At 36.7% G+C, this 22209-nt stretch carries 17 protein-coding genes and 2 tRNA genes; 14 read left to right on the plus strand and 5 right to left on the minus strand.

Annotated features, from left to right (window positions below; translation table 11 throughout):
• Positions 1 to 14: 14 nt before the first annotated feature.
• Complete coding sequence (locus tag ACY0M5_RS04615; RefSeq protein WP_124994029.1) at positions 15 to 1253, plus strand: bifunctional 3,4-dihydroxy-2-butanone-4-phosphate synthase/GTP cyclohydrolase II; 1239 nt, start codon at positions 15 to 17, stop codon at positions 1251 to 1253.
• Positions 1254 to 1353: 100 nt separating this feature from the next.
• Positions 1354 to 1815, plus strand: a complete 462-nt coding sequence (gene ribH, locus ACY0M5_RS04620) for a 6,7-dimethyl-8-ribityllumazine synthase (protein WP_101309634.1) — start codon at positions 1354 to 1356, stop codon at positions 1813 to 1815.
• An 82-nt stretch (positions 1816 to 1897) separates the two neighbouring features.
• On the opposite strand, the gene ACY0M5_RS04625 is transcribed toward ribH, so the two are convergent.
• A complete protein-coding gene (locus ACY0M5_RS04625; RefSeq protein WP_461630956.1) occupies positions 1898 to 3397 on the minus strand; it encodes a pseudouridine synthase in 1500 nt (499 codons plus the stop codon).
• 218 nt (positions 3398 to 3615) lie between these two features.
• Between ACY0M5_RS04625 and glmM the strand changes: the two genes are divergently transcribed.
• From glmM to ACY0M5_RS04670, 9 genes are all read left to right on the plus strand, one after another.
• A complete protein-coding gene (gene glmM, locus ACY0M5_RS04630; protein WP_156194957.1) occupies positions 3616 to 5004 on the plus strand; it encodes a phosphoglucosamine mutase in 1389 nt (462 codons plus the stop codon).
• 438 nt (positions 5005 to 5442) lie between these two features.
• Positions 5443 to 6381, plus strand: a complete 939-nt coding sequence (gene mdh, locus ACY0M5_RS04635; protein WP_101309636.1) for a malate dehydrogenase — start codon at positions 5443 to 5445, stop codon at positions 6379 to 6381.
• Positions 6382 to 6621: 240 nt separating this feature from the next.
• The gene (locus ACY0M5_RS04640) at positions 6622 to 7050 is read left to right on the plus strand and encodes an aspartyl protease family protein (RefSeq protein ID WP_461630957.1); all 429 of its coding nucleotides are present in this window, start codon (positions 6622 to 6624) and stop codon (positions 7048 to 7050) included.
• A gap of 149 nt (positions 7051 to 7199) precedes the next feature.
• Positions 7200 to 10175: a protein translocase subunit SecDF gene (gene secDF / locus ACY0M5_RS04645; protein WP_461630958.1), complete on the plus strand. Its 2976-nt coding sequence runs from the start codon at positions 7200 to 7202 to the stop codon at positions 10173 to 10175.
• Between the two features lie 133 nt (positions 10176 to 10308).
• Positions 10309 to 10536 carry a twin-arginine translocase TatA/TatE family subunit gene (tatA, locus tag ACY0M5_RS04650; RefSeq protein ID WP_124994034.1) on the plus strand — a complete coding sequence of 76 codons (228 nt, stop codon included), beginning with the start codon at positions 10309 to 10311 and terminating at the stop codon, positions 10534 to 10536.
• A gap of 61 nt (positions 10537 to 10597) precedes the next feature.
• The gene (locus ACY0M5_RS04655; RefSeq protein ID WP_461630959.1) at positions 10598 to 11533 is read left to right on the plus strand and encodes a calcium/sodium antiporter; all 936 of its coding nucleotides are present in this window, start codon (positions 10598 to 10600) and stop codon (positions 11531 to 11533) included.
• 9 nt (positions 11534 to 11542) lie between these two features.
• A complete protein-coding gene (locus ACY0M5_RS04660) occupies positions 11543 to 12202 on the plus strand; it encodes an ABC transporter ATP-binding protein (RefSeq protein ID WP_461630960.1) in 660 nt (219 codons plus the stop codon).
• A complete protein-coding gene (locus ACY0M5_RS04665) occupies positions 12189 to 12971 on the plus strand; it encodes a TIGR02757 family protein (RefSeq protein WP_461630961.1) in 783 nt (260 codons plus the stop codon). The genes ACY0M5_RS04660 and ACY0M5_RS04665 overlap by 14 nt, the downstream gene beginning before the upstream one ends.
• A gap of 5 nt (positions 12972 to 12976) precedes the next feature.
• Positions 12977 to 13696, plus strand: coding sequence for a tRNA1(Val) (adenine(37)-N6)-methyltransferase (locus ACY0M5_RS04670; protein WP_461630962.1), 720 nt, complete (start codon positions 12977 to 12979; stop codon positions 13694 to 13696).
• A gap of 1 nt (position 13697) precedes the next feature.
• Here the strand turns inward: ACY0M5_RS04670 and ACY0M5_RS04675 are convergent, their stop codons facing one another.
• Together ACY0M5_RS04675 and ACY0M5_RS04680 are read right to left on the minus strand one after the other, a co-directional pair.
• Positions 13698 to 14456, minus strand: coding sequence for a hypothetical protein (locus tag ACY0M5_RS04675; protein WP_461630963.1), 759 nt, complete (start codon positions 14454 to 14456; stop codon positions 13698 to 13700).
• An 85-nt stretch (positions 14457 to 14541) separates the two neighbouring features.
• Positions 14542 to 15912 carry a saccharopine dehydrogenase C-terminal domain-containing protein gene (locus ACY0M5_RS04680; RefSeq protein ID WP_461631693.1) on the minus strand — a complete coding sequence of 457 codons (1371 nt, stop codon included), beginning with the start codon at positions 15910 to 15912 and terminating at the stop codon, positions 14542 to 14544.
• Positions 15913 to 16222: 310 nt separating this feature from the next.
• Here ACY0M5_RS04680 and mutS point away from each other — a divergent pair, with 310 nt between their 5' ends.
• From mutS to ACY0M5_RS04695, 3 genes are all read left to right on the plus strand, one after another.
• Positions 16223 to 18802 carry a DNA mismatch repair protein MutS gene (gene mutS, locus ACY0M5_RS04685; RefSeq protein WP_461630964.1) on the plus strand — a complete coding sequence of 860 codons (2580 nt, stop codon included), beginning with the start codon at positions 16223 to 16225 and terminating at the stop codon, positions 18800 to 18802.
• Between the two features lie 211 nt (positions 18803 to 19013).
• Positions 19014 to 19086, plus strand: a tRNA-Gly gene (locus tag ACY0M5_RS04690).
• Positions 19087 to 19102: 16 nt separating this feature from the next.
• Positions 19103 to 19186, plus strand: a tRNA-Leu gene (locus ACY0M5_RS04695).
• A gap of 113 nt (positions 19187 to 19299) precedes the next feature.
• On the opposite strand, the gene ACY0M5_RS04700 is transcribed toward ACY0M5_RS04695, so the two are convergent.
• Positions 19300 to 20481 (minus strand): PAS domain-containing sensor histidine kinase, encoded by a 1182-nt coding sequence (locus ACY0M5_RS04700; protein WP_461630965.1) that lies wholly within the window; start codon positions 20479 to 20481, stop codon positions 19300 to 19302.
• Positions 20482 to 20942: 461 nt separating this feature from the next.
• On the minus strand, positions 20943 to 22208 hold the full coding sequence (locus ACY0M5_RS04705) for a cation:proton antiporter domain-containing protein (protein WP_124994042.1): 1266 nt from the start codon (positions 22206 to 22208) through the stop codon (positions 20943 to 20945).
• Position 22209: the final 1 nt, after the last annotated feature.

Consider the following 22209-nt stretch of genomic DNA (forward strand, 5'->3'; position numbering starts at 1 on the left):
CAATACATAAAACTATGAAATTTCATACAATTGAAGAAGCGATTGAAGACATCAAATTAGGGAAGATGATTGTGGTGGTTGACGATGAAGATCGTGAAAATGAGGGTGATTTGCTGATGGCGGCGGAAATGGTTACTCCTGAGGCAATCAATTTTATGGCCCGACAGGCTGGAGGATTGATTTGTATGCCAATTGTTAAGGAGCGTTTGGATGAGTTGAATATCGATATGATGGTGTACCATAATACTGATGCAAAGCAAACGGCCTTTACTGTAAGTATTGATGCTGCAGATTGTTCAACCGGTATTTCTGCTCACGAACGTGCGCATACAATACAAAAAGTGTTTGATAAGAATGCCAAACCGGAAGATTTTACCCGTCCGGGACACATTTTTCCTTTGGTAGCGCGTAAAAATGGAGTTTTGGTTCGTGCAGGACACACCGAAGCTGCTGTTGATCTGGCAAGAATGGCTGGATTGTATCCGGCAGGCGTAATTTGTGAAATTATGAATGAGGATGGGACCATGGCCCGTGTTCCTCAGCTCAGAGAATACATCAAAAAGCATGATTTAAAAATGATTACGATTGCTGATTTGATTGAGTATCGCAGACAAACAGAGAGTGTAATCGAAAAAGTAACTGAAACAGCAATGCCAACAAAACATGGCGAATTTAGAGCTCATGGTTTTGTCAATAAAATTACCGGTGAGCATCATGTCGCTTTGGTAAAAGGAGATATTGATACTTCTGAACCAGTGTTGGTTCGGGTGCATTCTGAATGTTTAACCGGTGATGCGTTTGGTTCTATGCGTTGCGACTGCGGCGATCAGCTGCAGGAAGCTTTGCGGAGAATCGAAGAGGCTGGCAGAGGTGTGTTGTTATATATGCGTCAGGAAGGCAGAGGTATTGGTTTAATCAATAAATTGAAGGCTTATCAACTTCAGGATATGGGGATGGATACTGTTGAAGCAAATTTGGCATTAGGATTTAAGGCCGATTTACGTGATTATGGTATTGGTGCTGCGATTTTAGCTGAATTGGGTGTTAAGAATTTGACTTTAATGACTAATAATCCACTGAAAGTTGCTGGTTTAAAAGGTTATGGATTGAAAATTGTTGCTCGTGAAGAGATTGAAATGACTTGCAATGAAAAGAATGAATTCTATATGCAGACCAAAATGAATAAAATGGGTCATCTATTGCATCAGGATGTAAAGTGGAATTTGCAAAACGATGATAAAAAGATAAAATAAGTATATGTGTTAATGAGTGAATGAGGTAACAAGAATTGCTTTTTGAAGAAGAGTAATCTCACAGCTGAAATCTCATTTCTCACATCTAAAATCAAATAAAATGAATATTATTGAAGGTAAGCTTATTGCGAAAGATTTAAAATTCGGTATTGTTGCCGGTCGTTTTAATGAATTTATTGGAGGTAAATTGTTAGCAGGTGCTTTGGATGCGATCAACCGTCATGGAGCTTCAACTGATGATGTAGATGTCGCCTGGGTTCCCGGAGCATTTGAAATTCCATTGATTGCCAAGAAGATGGCAAAAAGCGGTAAATACGATGCGGTTATTTGTTTGGGTGCTGTAATTAAAGGTTCAACTCCTCATTTTGAATATGTGTCGAGCGAAGTAACTAAAGGTGTTGCAAGTGTTTCCTTAGATTCGGAAGTGCCTGTTATTTTTGGTGTTTTAACTACCGATTCTATTGAGCAGGCTATTGAACGTGCTGGAACTAAAGCTGGAAACAAGGGATTTGAAGCAGCGGTATCTGCTATTGAGATGGCTAATTTGCTGAAGCAATTTTAAGAATACAATATATCAAAAAAATCCCGGCAGTGATGCCGGGATTTTTTTTATACAATGTCTACTGAGTAGATACTTATTGCGATTAATATATTTTAAGCATGCTCACCTCTTTTTCGCTTAGGAATCTCCATTTCCCTCTTGGGATGTTTTTCTTTGTGATTCCTGCAAAAAGTACGCGGTCCAATTTTTCGATTTCGTAACCCAGATGCTCAAAAATGCGTCGAACAATTCTGTTTCGTCCCGAATGAATTTCTATTCCAACCTGAGTTTTATCGGTTTCACTTGTAAAACTAATGGCATCAGCTTTAATTTCTCCATCTTCTAATTCCAGTCCGGCAATTACCTGATCTAGTTCTTCCTGAGAAATTGGTCTGTCAAGGAATACATGGTAAATCTTTTTTTTGTTGTAGCTCGGATGAGTAAGACGTTTTGTTAAATCGCCATCGTTGGTGAAAATTAAAACTCCGGTAGTCATACGATCCAGTCTTCCTACAGGATAAACTCTTTCGGGACATGCATGACTAATTAAATCCATAACCGTTTTTCTTCCCAGAGGATCATCAAGAGTAGTTACAAAATCTTTGGGTTTGTTTAAAACCAAATAGACTTTTGCTTCGGCCTCCAATTGTTTACCATCCATGCAAACTACATCATCAATGTTTACTTTGGTGCCAACCTCTTTAACAATTTCGCCGTTAACGGTTATTCTGCCTTCTTCAATCCGCAGGTCTGCAGCTCTTCTTGAGCATGCTCCTGTGTTCGAAATGTATTTGTTAAGTCTTAGGATACCATCTTCCGGACCTGATAGTTTAGCAAAAGCCAATTGTTTTTTCTTGCTGTAATGCTTTTTTTGAAGCGTTTCTTTATCAGGTTTGTTCTTAAAACGATCATAAGGTTTTGCAGTAGAATCTTGATCTTCATCAAAATCATTTGCAAATCTTTTTTTGTTTCCTGTAAATTCTGATCTTTCTTCGCCTCTTTTTGAGTGGTCGAAATCTCTTCCCGGTCTGAAGTTTGAGTCTTCAGATCTGTGTCTTCTTCTGTCAGAATTTTCTGATCTGCCGCCAAAGTTGTGATCTCGTGATCCTGAATCCCGGCCAAATTTACGGGTTGAGTCTCCAAATCGGGGTTTTCCTCTGTAAGAGTCTTTTTCAGATCTGTTGTCGTCAGATCTTCTTGACGAGCCTGATCTTGAATCAGAACCTCGTGAATTTCTGTAAGAATCACTGCTGCGTCTGTCAGAACTTTCTGATCTGCTGCCAGTATTTCTATTTCTTGAATCCGAATCCCTGCCAAATTTGCGATTTGGTTCTTCCGATCCGGATCTTCTTCTGTCGGAACTTCTTTCCGAACTGTCACCACCAGATCTTTTTGATGATTGTGGTCTTGTGTTGTCTCTTTGAAAAGGTTTTTCTGAATTGTCTCTTCGTTGTCGGGGATATTCTGATTTCCCCTCATTGTTGCGTGATTCTGAATCCTTTTTGAATCGAGGATTTGCACCACCAGGTTTTCTATCGTTTTCTGTTTTTGATCTAAAAGAAGATTTTTCTTTTCTATCTTTCCCGTATTTTTTTTCTTCCATTTTTGAGTAAATGATCATTGTTCTGAACCTGCAAAGGTACTAATAATCAAAGAATATATTAATTCCACCAGTTAAAAAAGTGAAATAAAGAAAATCAATTTCAATTTTGCTTTTTTACTCTTGATCGAAATTATAAATTTGTCATACAAATTAAGAGATGAATGTTTGTTCAGAATCTTTTTTTATGAATCAGTAAGCATTAAAATTGGATAAATAATATGGCATTAATTAAATCAATTTCCGGAATCAGAGGAACGATTGGCGGTAAGGTTGGAGATGGATTAAGTCCTCTTGATGTTGTGAAATTTTCAGCAGCATACGGTACCTGGGTATTACGAAGAAACAGCGGACAAAAGGTAAAAGTAGTTGTTGGACGGGATGCCCGGATTTCCGGCGAAATGGTCGATATGCTTGTGGTTGGAACTCTTTTGGGCTTAGGAATTGATGTTGTGGAAATTGGCTTGGCAACTACGCCAACCACTGAAATTGCAGTTGCTGAAGAAAAAGCTCAGGGAGGTATTATTTTAACTGCCAGTCACAATCCTAAACAATGGAATGCATTAAAACTACTCGATGAAAAAGGGGAGTTTTTGAACGATAACGATGGGAAAATTGTTCTTTCCATCGCTGATAATGAGGATTTTCTATTTGCCGATGTAGATGATTTAGGTCAGCTTTCTCATGTAGATAATTACACTCAAAAACATATTGATCATGTTTTAGCACTTAAGTTGGTTGATGCTGATACAATAAGAAAAGCAAATTTTACGGTTGCTGTTGATGCAGTAAATTCGGTTGGTGGTATTGTAATTCCGCAATTATTGAAAGCTTTGGGTGTTGAAAATGTTGTAGAATTATATTGCGAGCCAAACGGACAATTTCCTCATAATCCGGAGCCGTTGCCAGAGCATTTAACTGAAATTGCTTCGGTAATGAAGGAAGGTAAGGCCGATTTAGGATTTGTAGTTGATCCTGACGTTGATCGTTTGGCTATTGTGAACGAAGATGGAAGCATGTTTGGTGAAGAATATACATTGGTGGCATGCGCTGATTACGTATTGGCAAATACACCTGGAAATACGGTTTCAAATCTTTCATCAACCCGTGCTTTGCGCGATGTTACAGAGAAACATGGAGGAACATACGAAGCTTCGGCTGTTGGCGAAGTGAATGTAGTTACCAAAATGAAAGAAAATAATGCCATAATTGGTGGTGAGGGTAATGGAGGTATTATTTATCCTGAAAGTCATTATGGCAGAGATGCTTTGGTTGGGGTTGCTTTGATTTTGACGCACATGGCAAAAACAAAGAAAAAAGCTTCGGAGTTAAGAGCAAGTTATCCGAACTATTTTATCTCAAAAAATAAAATTCAGTTAACTCCCGAAATTGATGTTGATGAGGTTTTAGTTGCCATGAAAGAAAAATACAGGAATGAGAAAGTGAACGATATTGATGGGATTAAAATTGATTTTGCATCGGAATGGGTTCATCTGCGAAAATCAAATACTGAACCAATTATCCGAATTTATTCGGAAAGTGAAAATGAGGATTCAGCAAATCAATTGGCAGAAAAAATTATTTCAGAGATTGAAGAAATTATCAAATAGGATTTTTTTTTGAGAAGCGCAGGATATTAATTTTCCTGCGCTTTTTTTCTGATAAAAGAAAATTTTCCGTAATCGTTTGCATTTCTTCGATCTTATAAAATTAAAGCTTTTTTGGAACGATTTAATCAGATTTCTTCCGATTTAATTTTATCTCGGAACTTCTATTCTCCTTGCTAAATGTGGCTTCTGATAATAAGATCTGTTTGTCGTTATTGAACAGAAGAGCCTGTATGGGTGTTTATACCCAGTTTTGAAATAGTTAAATATGTCAGAAGTTAGATAATTGTTATCTAATTTTTATATATTTAAGTGAGACTGTTGAAAAGCAGGTCTTTTTCTGAATTATTTTCTGGCATTGTGTATATATTTGCTAGCCAATAAAGAAAAAATTCTCCATTGATACGAATACAAATAGATATAATCAAAGATTAAAGCCTTATGAAAATTACCGTTGTAGGTGCAGGAAATGTTGGCGCAACTTGTGCAAATTGCATTGCCCAAAAGGAATTAGCAAACGAAGTAATTATTGTTGACATTAAAGATGGATTGTCAGAGGGAAAAGCTCTTGATATGTGGCAAACTGCTCCGATTAATTATTACGATACAAGAGTTAAAGGAGTAACTAATGATTATGCCGCAACTGCTGGATCAGAGGTTGTTGTTATTACATCAGGTCTTCCGCGTAAACCGGGAATGAGTCGTGATGACTTAATCGCTACCAATGCAGGTATTGTAAAATCGGTTACTGAAAATGTAATTGCTCATTCTCCTGATGCAATCATCATTATCGTGTCAAATCCTTTAGATGTTATGACTTACGCTGCTTTCTTAACAGCTAAAAAAGCATCTAACAAAGTATTTGGTATGGCTGGTGTATTGGATACAGCTCGTTACCGTGCTTTTCTTGCTGAAGAATTAAATGTTTCTCCTAAGGATATTCAGGCATTGTTGATGGGTGGACACGGAGATACAATGGTTCCGCTTCCTCGTTACACTACCGTAGCAGGTATTCCTGTAACTGATTTGATCGAAGAAGATAAATTGAATGCTATTATCGAAAGAACTAAATTTGGTGGTGGTGAATTGGTAAACCTGATGGGAACTTCAGCTTGGTATGCTCCAGGTGCTGCTGCTGCTCAAATGGTAGAAGCCATTGTTCGCGATCAAAAAAGAATTTTCCCGGTATGTGCTCTGTTGAACGGAGAATATGGAATGAAAGATATTTTCTTGGGAGTACCTGTTGTTTTAGGTAAAAACGGTATCGAGAAAGTAATCGAAGTGAAATTAAACACAGAGGAAATGGAATTGTTGAAAGGATCAGCAGAGGCTGTTAAATCTGTAATGAAAGTGTTAGATGAAATGAATATTCTATCTTAGTTGGAAGATTTCATTTACTAAAATATTGAGGTTGTCTCCATGAGAGACAACCTTTTTTGTTTTGTAAAATCAAACAGAAATAAATTCCACCTTAAATTCTGAACAATGTCATCTGTAAATCAGTATCTATAAAATTTTTAGATAGATTATTATTTTGTTAATGTTTTAAGGGTTTTATGTAATTTATGGCACAAAATCCTGTTCTTTTGGTATATTTGCTGTCCTTTGTTCAGAAAGCCCATGAAAATTGAAATCCCAATAGAGATAATCGAACTTGAAACCGAAAGTTTCCATCTTTTAATCAGATGTAAAGTAAACAGTAGTCATGAAGGAGATCTTGTGATTGATACCGGCGCTTCAAAAACGGTTTTAGACCGGAATTTCGTACCTGCTTACACCTTGTCTGAGTATCAAACCTCAGAAATAAAGTCGCGGGGTTTGGGGGAAGGAAGTTTAAATACCGAAATGGTTAAGATAGATTCATTCCAATTAGGAGATCTTCTTGTAAATGATTTTCATTGTGCAATTATTGATTTGGCAGGTATAAACGAGATGTACATGGAGCACTGTCAGCGGGAAATTTGCGGATTACTTGGAAGTGACTTTCTTTTAAAATACGGAGCAATTATCGATTATGGAAGAAAAATTCTGGAATTGAGAATTCTTTAAATCCCATGTCTTTCACCAAAGACGTAAAGTCGGTTAAATACCTGAGATTATTGAACAAAGGAATTTGAAAAAAATTAATATATTTGTGCGTTAATTGCGGTTAAGAATATTATATACCACATAAATAAGAATTAAATAAACCTAAACACATGCGAAATAAAGGAGCGATTCGTCTACTCGCTATACTCTTTGCGTTAGTGAGTTTGTATCAATTGACATTTACTTACGTTACCAAATCAGTTGAAAAGGAAGCTCAAGAGTTCGGAGCCGGCGATATTAAGAAGGAACAAGCTTATCTTGACTCTATTAGGGGTGAAGGAGTTTACAATTTTCTTTGGATTAAAGATTACACTTACAAAGAGTGTAAGGAATTGGAGATGAACCTTGGTCTTGACCTTAAAGGAGGTATGAACGTTACCATGGAAGTTTCTGTAATTGATATTATTAAGGCTATGGCCAATAATAGCAAGGATGAAACTTTTGTAGCAGCTATAGAAAAAGCCAAAGCGATGCAAAAAGATAGTCAAAAAGAATTTGTTGTTCTTTTTGGTGAAGCGTTCGAATCAATCAATCCAAATGCTCAGTTATCTTCTCCCGATATCTTCGGAACTTTAGAGATGAAAGATAAAATTCCTTTTGGAGCTTCTAATGCTGAGGTGTTAAAAGTGATTAAAAAAGAAGCTGATGCAGCGATTGATAATACCTTTAACATCCTTCGTTCCCGTATTGACCGTTTCGGTGTTGCACAGCCAAATATTCAAAAAGCTGATGTTTCGGGACGTATTATTATCGAACTTCCAGGTATTAAAGATGCAGCTCGTGTACGTAAGTTACTACAGGGAACTGCAAGTTTGGAGTTTTGGGAAACTTATAGTGCTAACGAAGTAACTCAGTATTTAAATGCTGCAAACGAAAAGTTAGCAGCTATCAATACAATGGCTGAGCCTGCCGAAGCAGCCAAAGAAGCTACTAAAGAAGAGGTGAAGGAAGAGGCAAAAGATGAAGATGTTGCTCTTTTGGACAAAATTGAAGAAACAGCTAAAGATTCAACTACTGACCTTAACGCAAAAGAAATTGCAAAAAAATACCCATTGTTTTCTGTTTTGAATCCTACACAAAGAGGTTCATCGAAAGCAGTTGTTGGTATGTCTCATATTAAAGATACTGCCAGAGTAAATCAGATTTTGGCAATGCCGGCTGTTCAATCAGTAATGCCACGTAATTTGAAATTCTTTTGGGGGGTTAAACCTATTGATAAAGGTGGTAATGTATTCGAATTATTTGCAATTAAAGTAACCAGCCGCGATGGAAAAGCTCCGTTAGATGGTGATGCTGTTACTTCTGCACGTGAGCAAATTGATCAAAACAAAGCGCAAGCTGAAGTTTCGATGAGTATGAGTGGTGAAGGAGCAAAAGTTTGGGCTCGTTTAACTAAAGATAACATTGACCGCGCAATTGCAATTGTTTTGGACGGATATGTTTATTCTGCTCCAAATGTAATTAGTGAAATAAAAGGCGGACAGTCCAGTATCAGTGGTAATTTCACCATTGCAGAGGCGAAAGATCTTGCAAACATATTAAAGTCAGGTAAATTACCTGCTCCTGCTCATATTATTGCTGATGAAGTTGTTGGACCATCTTTGGGACAGGAATCTATTCAAAAAGGGATGTGGTCATTCATCATTGCTTTTGTGTTGGTGTTGATTTATATGTTTTTCTTCTATAGTAAAGGTGCAGGTCTTACTGCAAATATTGCTTTGATTGCCAACTTGTTCTTCATTTTTGGAGTGCTGGCTTCACTGGGCGCTGTGTTGACTTTACCTGGTATTGCCGGTATTGTATTAACAATCGGTATGTCGGTGGATGCGAACGTACTGATTTATGAGCGTATTCAGGAAGAGCTGAAAGGTGGAAAAGGATTGAGTCTTGCCATTTCTGATGGATACAAGAATGCCTATTCTGCGATTATTGATGGTAACATCACAACTCTTTTAACTGGTATTATTCTTTATCTTTTTGGAGAAGGTCCAATTAAAGGTTTTGCAACTACTTTGGTTGTCGGTATTTTCTCATCTTTATTTGCTGCAATTTTTATCACCCGATTAATTATTGAAGGTTCTCTTAAACGTAACCGTAACATTACTTTTACAACTAAGTTTACCGATAACTGGTTGCGAAATGCACATATTAAATTTCTTGAGAAAAGAAAAGTGTTTTATGTGATTTCAGGTATTGCGGTTCTTGTTAGTATTGGGTCTCTTGCAACAAGAGGTTTAAATCAAGGTATCGATTTTACCGGGGGTAGAACATATGTTGTTGCTTTTGATCAGGATGTTTCGGTTGAAGCTATTTCTAAGTCGTTGGAAACTGTTTACGGGCATGCTCCTGAAGTGAAAACTTTTGGTGGTGATTCTCAGGTGAAAATTACCACAAAATATAAAATTGATGAATCAGGAAACGAAGTTGATGATGAAGTAGAAGGTTTACTTTACACAGGGTTACAACCATATTTAAATGGAGCTTCTAAAACTGATTTCCTTGAGAACAATAGAAAGATGTCGCAAAAAGTGGGACCTACTATTGCTGATGATATTCGTCAGTCTGCAGTTTGGTCAATCTTGTTTGCTCTTATCGTGATTTTCCTTTACATCATGCTTCGTTTCTCAAACTGGCAGTATGGGTTCGGTGCTATCGTTGCTTTGGCTCACGATTCAATCATAGTATTGGGTATCTTCTCATTGTGTTACGGATGGCTGCCATTCTCACTTGAAGTTGATCAGGCATTTATTGCAGCAATACTTACTGTGGTGGGGTATTCTATTAATGATACCGTGGTTGTATTTGACCGTATCCGTGAGTACATTGGATTGCATCCAAAACGTGATCGTGTTGAGGTTGTGGATAGTGCTTTGAATAGTACATTACGTCGTACTTTCAGTACTTCATTATCTACTATGGTTGTTTTGTTAGCCATCTTCCTTTTCGGGGGAACTTCAATTCAAGGATTTACATTTGCTTTGTTGGTAGGGGTAATGGTTGGAACCTATTCTTCACTTTTCATTGCAACACCAATTGCTTACGACACAAGTTTACGTGTATCTAAAGTGATTGCTAAAAAGAAATAATTAGAAATTAATTATAAAATTGTCCCCCGAATCGTATGGTTCGGGGGATTTTTTTTGCTTAGGTTCAAATCGAATGCAATCTATCTTCATGATTTAAAATTTCTTCGGTATATTTGTTTAAAATTTCAATCAAATGAATGATATTCTTTTATTTATTAGTGGCGGTGAAATTGTTGTCGTACTAGTTGTTATTCTGTTGTTGTTCGGATCGAAAAAGATTCCTGAATTGGCTCAAGGTTTGGGGAAAGGAATGAAAGAATTCAAAAGGGCGACGGAAGATATTAAATCCGAGATCAGAAAGGAAACTGAAGTTCTTGATCATATCAAGGAATTTAAGGATGACCTTACTAAGAAGCTGTAATCCCATATTCTAGGTTTAATCATTCCACCAATATACAGTGTGGAATTTTTTTTTTAATTCAATGGACTATTTGTATCTCTTTATTGGTTTCGTTATTCTTTTATATAGCGGGAATTTGTTGGTGAAAGGAGGAGTGGCCTTATCTTCTCATTTTAAGATTTCTACACTTGTTGTTGGAGTTACTGTAGTTGCGTTTGGAACATCGGCACCAGAGCTTTTTGTGAGTCTGGGTGCAGCTCTTCATGGCAGCCCTGATATTGCTGTCGGCAATGTTATTGGCTCTAATATTGCAAATATTGCCCTCGTTCTTGGTTTTACAGCTATATTAATGCCTTTGCCTGTTCGCAGTAATTCCATAAAGTTCGATTGGCCTTTTATGATGGGCGCATCCTTACTGTTTTATGTGTTTATTTTAAATCAGAAATTAGAGTACTATGAAGGAATTATTTTTGTAATTCTTTTGATCGCATTTATGGTGTGGACGGTTTGGAAATCAAGAAAGGAAAACAGAGATTTAATAATAGGATTTAAAACAGCTGAGCACTCAATATTTGTTGCAGTTCTACTAATTCTTGCTGCCTCGGTTGGCTTGTATTTTGGAGCTGATATTTTGGTGGACAGTGCTAAAAATATCGCTCTCGACTTTGGAGTAAGTGAACGTGTAGTCGGATTGACTTTGGTTGCTTTCGGCACATCAGTACCTGAATTAGCGACTTCTGCGGTGGCTGCTTATAAGAAAGAGATGGATATCTCTATTGGAAATATTATTGGCTCTAATATATTCAATATCTTAGGAGTGTTGGGAGTTACATCAATTATCAAAAATATTTTCATTAGTCAGCCAATCATATCTTTTGATATACTTATTATGCTGGGGGTGTCTTTTCTTCTGTTTTTGTTGATTTTGCCGTTGAATAATGGGAAACTTCACAGATGGAAAGGATTTTTACTGCTTGCAGTTTATCTGATTTATGTATATTTGGTTTTCACGAAGTAATTCATCTGTATGATAACTGCTGATCAAATCAAAAAAAGTTTTGGAACGGTTAATGTTCTTAAAGGAATCGATCTAAATATTACAAAAGGAGAAATTGTTTCTGTTGTTGGCGCCAGTGGTGCCGGCAAAACTACACTTTTGCAAATACTCGGGACATTAGACAGACCCGATTCAGGAAAAGTGTTTTATGATGGTGTTGATATTACTTCATACAATGAGAAAGAATTATCTGCATTTCGAAATTCGAACATTGGCTTTGTATTCCAGTTTCATCATTTACTTCCTGAGTTTACAGCTTTAGAGAATGTTTGTATTCCTGCCTATATTGCCAAGAAATCCAGATCCGAAGCTATTGCGAAGGCAAAAGAATTGCTCGAAATGCTGAATTTGGGTCATAGAATGGATCATAAACCTTCCGAACTTTCGGGTGGGGAGAAGCAACGGGTTGCAGTAGCAAGGGCTCTGATTAATGATCCAATTGTAATTTTGGCTGATGAACCTTCCGGTAATTTAGATTCTAAAACGCGTCAGGAGCTTCACGAATTATTTTTCACCTTGCGTGACCGTTTCAATCAAACATTTGTGATTGTAACCCACGATACGGAATTGGCGGATATGTCCGATCGAAAAATTAGTATTTCAGATGGATTGATCGATGGGAATGACTAGTTTTTCATTTGCAGATTTAAAGGAATTTTTGGATGAGAAATACGATTTATTCAATCGGGAATCTTTCATTAGCACCGATCCCATACAAATACCACGATCTTTTTCGAAAAAAGAAGATGTTGAAATAGCCGGTTTCTTAAGTGCAAGTATTGCCTGGGGACAAAGACCTACAATTATTCGCAATGCAAAATGGCTGGTCGAAAGAATGGATCACCAACCTCATGAATTTATTCTGAACGCATCCAATCTTGATTTTGAAGTTTTTAAGGATTTTAAGCATCGCACGTTTAATGGTGATGATTGCATCTTTTTTCTGAAATCATTGCAAAATATCTATAAAAACTACGGTGGATTGGAAGAAGTTTTTGCGAAGGGAGTAAATGATTCAGGTACTGTAAAAGGTGCATTGGCCTATTTTAGAGACGTATTTTTTGAAGCTGAGCATTTGGACAGAAGTCAGAAACACATCTCAAATGTTTTGAAAAAATCCTCAGCCAAGCGATTGAATATGTATTTGAGGTGGATGGTGCGGAAAGATGACCGGGGAGTAGATTTTGGTTTGTGGAATCAACTTTCATCGGCAGACTTGTATTTGCCTTTGGATGTACATACCGGAAATGTTGGACGTAAACTGGGTTTGCTAACCAGAAAACAAAACGATTGGCAGGCTGTTGAAGAAATAACCGAAAACCTTAGGAAATTCGATCCCAACGATCCTGTGAAATATGACTATGCCTTATTTGGTTTGGGTGCTTTTGAGAAATTTTAAGAAGAATGGCAAATAATTATTTTGAGTTCAAGCAGTTTCGGGTCGATCAGGATGGCTCTGCAATGAAGGTTGGAACCGATGGAGTTCTTTTAGGTGCTTGGGCGAATATTTCCAAAGCCAATCGAATTTTGGATATTGGAACCGGAACCGGATTGATTGCCATGATGATGGGGCAGAGAACCAATTCTGAGGTGAAAATTGATGCCGTTGAAATTGAATTGTCCTCTTATCAACAAGCTGTTAATAACTTCGAAAATTGCCCGTGGACTTCAAGATTGAGTGCATTTCATCTTTCTTTTCATGAGTTTTGCCAAATTACAACGGTCAGGTATGATTTGATTGTAAGTAATCCGCCTTACTTTCTTAATGGTTTAAAAGCGAAATGCGAAACACGGACACAGGCTCGCCATGCAGATTATTTGCCTTTTGAGGATCTGTTGAAAGGAGCCATGAATTTATTAACAGAATCAGGAGTTTTATCTGTTGTGCTGCCTGTTGAAGAAGGGGAATATTTTCAGAGATTGGCTGGATTAACAGGCTTTTATTTGAAAAGAAAGATTTCTGTTCTGCCTAATCCAGGGAAGCCCGCCAAGCGTTATTTGTTAGAATTTTGTTTGCAGAAATGCGAGGCTCAATTCGCTGAATTAATAGTGGAAAATGGACACAGACACGTCTATTCTCCTGAATATATAAATCTGACAAAAGACTTTTATTTGAAATTTTAGGCTACTGTTCCGACTCGGTTGATAGTTTAAATTTCACCCACCATTCCGCGAGTTCATAAGGGTTTTGATTGGTGCCGGCTTTTAATCTTTCCATGCGTTTATTAATGTATTCTTTACTGCTTAAAGCGGAATAATATTCCTCATTTGCTTCATTAATACTTGCAACTCCAATGCCTATTATTTCATTGCCCGACAGGTTTTTGGAGTAAAATTCACTCATTGCTATTCGAAGGTGATAACTAAATAGAACTTCGTTTTTCGAACTTAGCTTTACCTGATAGGTATCGTCTTCCTGCAGAGTACTTATAGAAAGACTTTCATTTTTTTTCGCGTTAACAACCTCGAAAAGTTGGAAACGATCCCAAAATTCCTCATTTAATTCTGTTAGTGAAAAACGGGATAAATAATTTTCAAATTTTTCTTCTGTAAAAGGAAATTCAGCCGGCATTGGAAAGTTAATGGCAAAATTGTTTTGAAGTTTTGCTTCTGGATCAATCCAAATACTAAGTCCAAGATTGTATATTTTCCTAAGTGTATTTGTTGAATTTGTCTCAAGAATAATATCGATAAATTTATCGTTGTTGAAAACCTTAACACTTATTTGGTCTTCGGCATTGTAATAGTTTGCCTCTGTTGTTGAATATATTTCGGAATTGAAATTTCTCTCATTTTGCCAATAGGTTGATATTTGATTTTTTACTGTACAGGAATTAAGAGTGAAAAGACTCACTAAAAAAGTAAATTGAACTATTCGGGACATGTATTTTCGTATAATTAATGCAGATCAAAAATATAAAAAAGAGAATGATCTTAGGTGAAAAACGCAATTAATTATACTGAAGTGCCTACAAAACAGTTTCTTCTTCAATAAATTTTATGCCCAAATTTTCAAGTTCAGTAAGAATTGGTTTGTAAAGTTCAGGTAAGGTTGGGATATGAACTCCTTTCAAATGAATCTTATCTTTGGCCAATAGTTTTGTTGCTATCGCTAAAGGAGTTCCAACAGTATACGACATGGCGGTGTGTTCGCGGTCGGTTCCTTCATAAGTCATTGAAGAAGTAATTCGTTTCCTTTCTCCGTTGATTTCAAAATCAAACAGATGCTGCATAACCAGTAAATCTCTGTCGGTAGGTTCGAGAGCCCATTTTTGTTCCAAAATTTTCTGAAGAATCATGGCTGGAGTGGCATTTTTTAAAGCAACAACTTCATCAGAAAACAATCCAAGCCATTTTAGTTTTGTCATTATTACAGAGTTGACATCGATGTGTGTAAAATCGGCTAAGTTTTCCTCAGTGGATTTTTCACTATCGGGCAGAAAACTCAATAAATAATCGAGATAAGTTAATTTGTGAGAGTCCTTCATTATATACGTATCGTCGGTGCAGCCCAATTGAACCAGAACGTTCCATGCCTCCGAATAACCAGGTCTTCGCATGGTTCCCCGCATAATGGTTGGAATGTTATTCAGTCCGTATAATTCACAATATTGCAGCGAATCTCTGTTTGGATAAACTTCAAAATCGCCATAACCTGTAATTTGAGTTTTGGTAAGAGTAGAAAATAATTTGTGATAGGGAATGTATTTGTAATGGTTATTTTCTTTAAACTGTGCTGTTCCTTGTCCCGCAACAACTACATTTCTTGGATTCCATGAAAATTTATAATTCCAGGGGTTGTTGTCGCAGTCAGGAGCGACTAAGCCACCGCAAAACGATTTAAATGTTTTAATTTTTCCACCACGATCCTTTATCTGATCGATAATTTTCATGGCAGACATGTGATCCAATCCTGGATCAACACCGAGTTCATTCAAAAAACACAGCCCTTTTTCTTTGGCTTCTTCATCCAATTCCATCATTTCAGAGGAAACATATGATGGCGTCAGCATGTGTTTTCTATGGCGCAAACACTCTTTCGCAACAATAATGTGCATAGAGGCCGGAACCATACTCACAACAATGTCTGCCGTCGAAATTTCTTCAGCCCTTTGTTCTAAATCTTTTAAATTAAACCGAAGTGCTGTTCCGTTGGGATGGTTGTTAATTTTCTTTTGGGCAGACTCTAACGACATATCGCCAACAGTAATTTTCCAATTATTTTTTTCCGAATGCTTTAATAAATATTGTATTAAGCTGGTTGATGAAAGACCTGCGCCAATAATTAGAATATTTTTCATGTGAGTGTCGTTAGTTAGTGTGTTCTGCGTCTCATAAATTTATAATAAAGTGGCTAAAAAACGATAAATAGTTGATTGTTTTTTATGAAGGGATTTTTGGAATGTGAATCCTAAATTTAAGATGCTAAATGGATTGTTACTTTCAAACGCCTGATTTAAAGGTGTAGATTTTTTTTATATGTAAATTAAGAAAATGTCAGCACAAAAATTTATGAGATTTGTTATGATTTTTATTTTCTGATCTCTAAATCGGAATGATTATATTTGTTCGGGAAAGATAAAAAATTGCGTAACCTCTAAATATATTAACTCCTTGGTACAAGCTAGAAAAGCCGTTGAAACCCCATTAATGAAGCAGTATTATCAGATGAAGGATAAACATCCTGATGCTATTTTGCTGTTTCGGGTTGGTGACTTTTACGAAACATTTTCTGATGATGCAATTCGCACTTCTGAAATTTTAGGCATTACCCTGACTAAGCGTGCTAACGGATCGGCATCCTATGTTGAGCTGGCGGGATTTCCACATCATTCTATAGATACTTATCTGCCTAAATTGGTTCGGGCAGGCATGCGTGTGGCCATATGTGAGCAATTGGAAGATCCGAAGAAAACCAAAACGTTGGTTAAACGTGGCATTGTTGAATTGGTAACTCCAGGGGTATCCTATAATGACAACGTTTTGGAGCATCGGGAGAATAATTTTCTTGCCTGTATTCATATGGAAAAAAATTCAGCCGGGATCGCATTTTTAGATGCCTCAACAGGTGAGTTTTTAACTGCCGAAGGAAGTTTTGAGTATATCGATAAATTATTGGGCAATTTTCAGCCAAAAGAGGTTTTGTATCAGAGAGGTAAAGAGAAAATCTTTCATGAATTATTTGGTGGTAAGTTTTATACTTTCACCATGGATGACTGGGTTTTTACCGAAAGTGCGGCTAAGGACAGGTTGCTTCGTCATTTTGAGACAAGTTCGTTGAAAGGCTTCGGCGTTCAGACTCTACGAAATGGAATCATTGCCTCGGGTGCCGTTTTGCATTATCTGGATATCACAAAACACAGTCAGGCAGCTCATGTAACTCAGCTTTCGCGGATAGAGGAAGACAAATACGTGTGGCTGGATAAATTTACAGTTCGGAATTTAGAGCTGTTTGGAGCCTTAAACGATGGAGCAAGTACACTTTCGGGTGTAATGGATAAAACCTTATCGCCAATGGGAGCACGTCTTTTAAAAAGGTGGATTGCTCTTCCCTTAAAGGATTCGGCGAGTATTAATGATCGCCTGAGTGTTGTGAATCATTTTTTCGGGAATGAAAAGGTTTCTCATTCCATAGGGGATGAAATACAGCAAATCGGAGATTTGGAACGGATTATTTCCAAGGTTGCTGTGGGCAGAGTCAGTCCGCGGGAAATTGTTCAGCTAAAAAATGCCCTGATTGCCATTGAACCTATCCGAAACTATTGTTTGAGTAGTGGTAATGATGGCTTACTAAAAATAGGGGATCAGTTAAATCCTTGTGCTTCGGTTCGGGAAAAGGTTGAAAAGGAAATTCATGCTGATCCGCCAAACATGGTTAGCAAAGGCGGTGTAATTGCTGATGGGGTTTGCGAAGAACTGGATGATTTAAGGAAGATATCGTTCTCGGGTAAAGATTATTTACTGCAAATGCAGATGCGTGAGATTGAAAGAACAGGTATTACCTCTCTTAAAATTGCGTTTAATAATGTGTTTGGATACTATATTGAGGTAAGAAATACTCACAAAGACAAGGTTCCTGAAGAATGGATCAGAAAGCAAACTTTAGTTAGTGCTGAGCGCTACATTACTCAGGAATTAAAGGATTACGAAGAGAAAATATTGGGAGCCGAAGAAAAAATACTGGCTTTGGAAACCCGTTTGTATAACGAACTGGTTCTGGGTATTGCAGATTATATTTCTACCATTCAGTTAAACGCGGCCATGATAGCGCGATTGGATTGTTTGCTGTCTTTTGCGAAACTGGCAAAAGAGAACCATTACAATTGTCCGGGCATTAACGATTCTCAGGTAATTGATATCAAGCAGGGAAGACATCCTGTTATTGAAAAGCAACTGCCAATCGACGAAAAATACATTGCCAATGATGTTTATCTGGACAATGAATCGCAACAGGTAATTATTATTACAGGGCCAAATATGGCGGGTAAGTCGGCTCTGCTCCGACAAACTGCACTAATTGTTTTAATGGCGCAAATTGGGAGTTTTGTGCCGGCTAAGGAAGCAAATATTGGTTGTGTTGATAAGATTTTCACCCGTGTGGGTGCTTCGGATAACATTTCATTGGGTGAATCTACTTTTATGGTGGAAATGAATGAAGCTGCCAGTATTCTTAACAACCTTTCATCAAGGAGTTTGATTTTGTTTGATGAATTGGGACGGGGTACAAGCACTTATGACGGGATTTCTATCGCCTGGTCGATTGTGGAATACATTCACGAGAATAGTAACAGCAGAGCCAAAACATTATTTGCAACGCACTACCATGAGCTTAACGAGATGGAGAAATCATTCTCCCGAGTGAAGAATTTCAATGTTTCGGTGAAAGAAGTCAACAATAAGGTTATTTTCCTGAGAAAGTTAGTTTCCGGAGGATCCAATCACAGCTTTGGTATTCATGTGGCACGTATGGCCGGAATGCCCAAATCCGTTGTGAAACGAGCTGATGAAATATTACTTCAGCTGGAAGGAAAACAAAATGGAGAATCGCTCGCCAAACCAGTAGGTGAGATCGCTCAACAGCGGGAAGGTTATCAAATGAGCTTTTTTCAACTCGACGATCCGGTACTTCTGCAAATCAGAAACGAAATTTCGGATCTGGATATTAATAATCTGACACCAATTGAGGCTCTAAATAAGTTGAATGAGATAAAAAAGATATCCGGATTGTAAAAAAAGATAAAAAATGTGAGTGTCCCATATACAAAGGCTTTTGATGGGTAGTGCCTGAATTTCAAGGAGTCAGATTCAGGATTCTTGTAATGTCTTTTATGATGATTGAAAAAAAATGAGTCAAAAGGTTTTTTTCCTTTGCAGAATCAAAAAATACGCATATATTTGCATCGCAATTGAGAGAACAACGGTTCACTTTTAAAAGCACAATGCGAGAATAGCTCAGTTGGTAGAGCACAACCTTGCCAAGGTTGGGGTCGCGAGTTCGAGTCTCGTTTCTCGCTCAAAATCCGAAAGGATGCCCAGGTGGTGGAATTGGTAGACACGCTGGACTTAAAATCCAGTGGCTTCACGGCCGTGCGGGTTCAAGTCCCGCCCCGGGTACAATAACCCTCTTAAACAGCAATGTTTAGGAGGGTTTTGTTTTTTTGGGGGAACGAATGGGGGAAAGTAGGGTTATTAAATTTGGATAGATCAAGGGATCAAGTCGAAAATAATTAGTGGATTGGTAAAACAAAGTAAAACTGAGATCCTTTTCCTTCTACTGATTCGACCCTTATTTTACCTCCAAGTATTTTGGCGTATTCTTTAACAATAGTTAAGCCTAAGCCAGCTCCTTCATAAATTATTTCTCTTCCATTATCAATACGGTAAAAATGCTCAAAAATAAGTTCTTGGTTCTCCGAAGAAATACCAATACCTGTGTCTTTAATATAAAATTGAATCTCGTTCGTTTTGGTTTTAAAATTAAATCCAAATTCTACACTTCCCTGGTTTGTATATTTAATAGCTTTTGAAATCAACTTACTAAGTATTACTGTTATTTTTTCTTTATCCGAGAAAATAATTATTTCTTTTGCCTTATGATTATTTTTATATGAAAATTCGATGCCTTTAGCATCAGCTTCAGGTTTATACAGAACATACATGTCCTCAATTACATTCTTAACATTAATATCTTCAATATAAATATCCAAACAATCAGCATCTAACTTTGACATTTGAATAAGCTCATCTATTGTATTTAACATTCTAATAGAACTTTGCTGAATAGCATCAATATATCTCAGATGATCTTCTTTTGATAAAACAGAATCTTCAAGTATTTCTGAAAACCCAAGAATACTATTCATTGGTGTTCGGATTTCATGACTCATATTTGTTAAAAAAGACGATTTCAATTTGCTGGCCTCTTCAGCTTCTTGTGTAGCCTTAATTAAACTCATTTGGGTCAGTTTAAAATCTGTAATATTATCTATATAACCATCGTACCTAAAGATTTTTCCATTAACATCCCTTACAATACGAGCTCCTTCTTTTACATAAATAATATCACCGTCTTTTGTGTACCATTCAGATTGAAAATTAATTATTTCACCTTTTTCTTCCAGTATTTTCTTGAAAACTTCTCTCTTATTATTGTCTGCATAACATCCCTTTGACAGGTTTTTTTTAACTAAATCTTCCAATGAGTCATACTTCAGCATTTTTAAAATTGCTCGATTTGCATAGATGATTTGCCCTTCTGGTGTTGTTTGATACAAACCCACCAATGAGTTTTTCACCAAATCCAAATAAAGACTATTATTTTCCCAGTTTCTATTTTTTAGAATCCGGGATACGGAAAAAATCTCACCCAACGGTTTAGATAAGATCTTCTTAAGGGAGTTAAAAATCATTGCCATAATCTAATTTACAAATAAATTCTTATTTATCAAGTTGATTTTCATTGCTGTAAAATAAGTATGTTATCGTAAAATAATTTTTATATGGTGTAGTTTTTAACTAATCTGTAGAAATCTATGTGATGCTTTTTATTTTATCTCAATATTCAACTAAGAATATAAGGAGATCGACAATTTCTATTCTCCAATTCCGTTTTAGGTAATTTAACTATACTATATTCCATCCCATAGTATCAGTCTGTTTAGGGCAGTGTGTTCAGTTTAATTGCAATAGTTTTTGATATAGGTAGTTTTTCCTCCGAATTGATTACAGCCATTAGGATAATAAGTCGTAATTAATACCCAGACTATTAAAAATATTGTTCCTCCGACCATATTTTATTTTTAATTGCGCCCAATTCCTAAATAAACACCATGAAATTCATTTTTATTTTTTCTGCTCAAGAGGTATTTACTTATTTTACATCATCAATGCTTGGTGCTTTCCATTTTACGCTTTCTACTTTTCTGTCTAAGGCTATATTTATGGCCATTGTGTTTCGGTACTTGTCGTAAATCATTGCGAAAGTCATAATTAAACTGGTTCCAATGATTACACAAAGCAATATTCCCGGCTCAAAATCTTCAATTTGTGCTTCGGAAGGTATGCTGTAAAATAAAAGTACGGTGATTAAGCCACGAGGAGCTACAAATAATTGCGGCAGTATATCTTTTCCTGCAAAAATGCGCAGAATAACGTATCGTATCGTATAAATTGAAATCAAAATCAGAAAGCTTACTATTGTTACGTTTAAACTCAGTAAGGAAGAAATGGCAATCGAAAGTCCGAAAATTACAAAGAAAAAGGTTCGTACAACAAAGGCTGTTTCTGCTGTGATTGTATGCAACTCATTGTAGATATGATGTGCTTTTTCGAAATCAATTAATTTTGAGAGTTTTCCTTTGAAAAAAAGTTTCATGTTCGCAATCACTAATCCAAATATCAGGATAATAATAAGCGAAGAAAGGTGCATTTTTTTGCCCAGTGCATATAGTAGTAACAGTACGGCTATTAGTAAAAAGAGTTTTACCTTGCTTTTTATGCGTTGAAAAATTAAAATAATTGCATAACTGGCTATCAGGGAGATAATGATGGTGAGCAGAATGTTTCCTGCAAAACCTGTTACTCCGCTATCTTCGGCGGGATTTAATTTTCCGGTTAAAAAATAGAACATCATAATGCCCATTATATCCGAAAAAGTACTTTCGTAGATATGAAATTCTTTTTTGCCTGCATTTAAACCTGATACGCTTGGTATGATAATGGCACTGGATAGTATGGACAATGGGGTTGCGTAAAGCCAGGCCGATTCCATGGTCATTCCGGGAATGAAATTGTAGAGAATCAATACAACGGCCCAAGTTGACAAAATAAGGCCGGTTAAGGCAACAGTAAATGATTTTAGGATGGGAACTAATTTCTCTCTTTTCAGTTCCAGTTCAAGAGCCGCTTCCAGCACAATCATAATTAATCCAACAATTCCCAAAACTTCAAGAATAGGAAAGAAATTTAATGCTTCTGCATTGAAATATTTTAAAATATATTGCAACCCAACCCCCAGTACGATGAGCATCAGTACTGCAGGGATATTTGTTTTTCTGGACAATCCATTGAATAAAAAAGATAAAATGATGATTATGGATACTTCAATAATCAAATTATAGGATGAAATGATTTCCATA

It is taken from the genome of Labilibaculum euxinicum (assembly GCF_963678175.1).
Classification (GTDB): Bacteria; Bacteroidota; Bacteroidia; order Bacteroidales; family Marinifilaceae; genus Labilibaculum; species Labilibaculum euxinus.

Coding starts and splice junctions, on each gene's coding strand:
- ACY0M5_RS04615 (WP_124994029.1), top strand. CDS start 15: ATGAAATTTCATACAATTGAAGAAGCGATTGAAGACATCAAATTAGGG.
- ribH (WP_101309634.1), top strand. CDS start 1,354: ATGAATATTATTGAAGGTAAGCTTATTGCGAAAGATTTAAAATTCGGT.
- ACY0M5_RS04625 (WP_461630956.1), bottom strand. CDS start 3,397: ATGGAAGAAAAAAAATACGGGAAAGATAGAAAAGAAAAATCTTCTTTT.
- glmM (WP_156194957.1), top strand. CDS start 3,616: ATGGCATTAATTAAATCAATTTCCGGAATCAGAGGAACGATTGGCGGT.
- mdh (WP_101309636.1), top strand. CDS start 5,443: ATGAAAATTACCGTTGTAGGTGCAGGAAATGTTGGCGCAACTTGTGCA.
- ACY0M5_RS04640 (WP_461630957.1), top strand. CDS start 6,622: ATGAAAATTGAAATCCCAATAGAGATAATCGAACTTGAAACCGAAAGT.
- secDF (WP_461630958.1), top strand. CDS start 7,200: ATGCGAAATAAAGGAGCGATTCGTCTACTCGCTATACTCTTTGCGTTA.
- tatA (WP_124994034.1), top strand. CDS start 10,309: ATGAATGATATTCTTTTATTTATTAGTGGCGGTGAAATTGTTGTCGTA.
- ACY0M5_RS04655 (WP_461630959.1), top strand. CDS start 10,598: ATGGACTATTTGTATCTCTTTATTGGTTTCGTTATTCTTTTATATAGC.
- ACY0M5_RS04660 (WP_461630960.1), top strand. CDS start 11,543: ATGATAACTGCTGATCAAATCAAAAAAAGTTTTGGAACGGTTAATGTT.
- ACY0M5_RS04665 (WP_461630961.1), top strand. CDS start 12,189: ATGGGAATGACTAGTTTTTCATTTGCAGATTTAAAGGAATTTTTGGAT.
- ACY0M5_RS04670 (WP_461630962.1), top strand. CDS start 12,977: ATGGCAAATAATTATTTTGAGTTCAAGCAGTTTCGGGTCGATCAGGAT.
- ACY0M5_RS04675 (WP_461630963.1), bottom strand. CDS start 14,456: ATGTCCCGAATAGTTCAATTTACTTTTTTAGTGAGTCTTTTCACTCTT.
- mutS (WP_461630964.1), top strand. CDS start 16,223: ATGAAGCAGTATTATCAGATGAAGGATAAACATCCTGATGCTATTTTG.
- ACY0M5_RS04700 (WP_461630965.1), bottom strand. CDS start 20,481: ATGATTTTTAACTCCCTTAAGAAGATCTTATCTAAACCGTTGGGTGAG.
- ACY0M5_RS04705 (WP_124994042.1), bottom strand. CDS start 22,208: ATGGAAATCATTTCATCCTATAATTTGATTATTGAAGTATCCATAATC.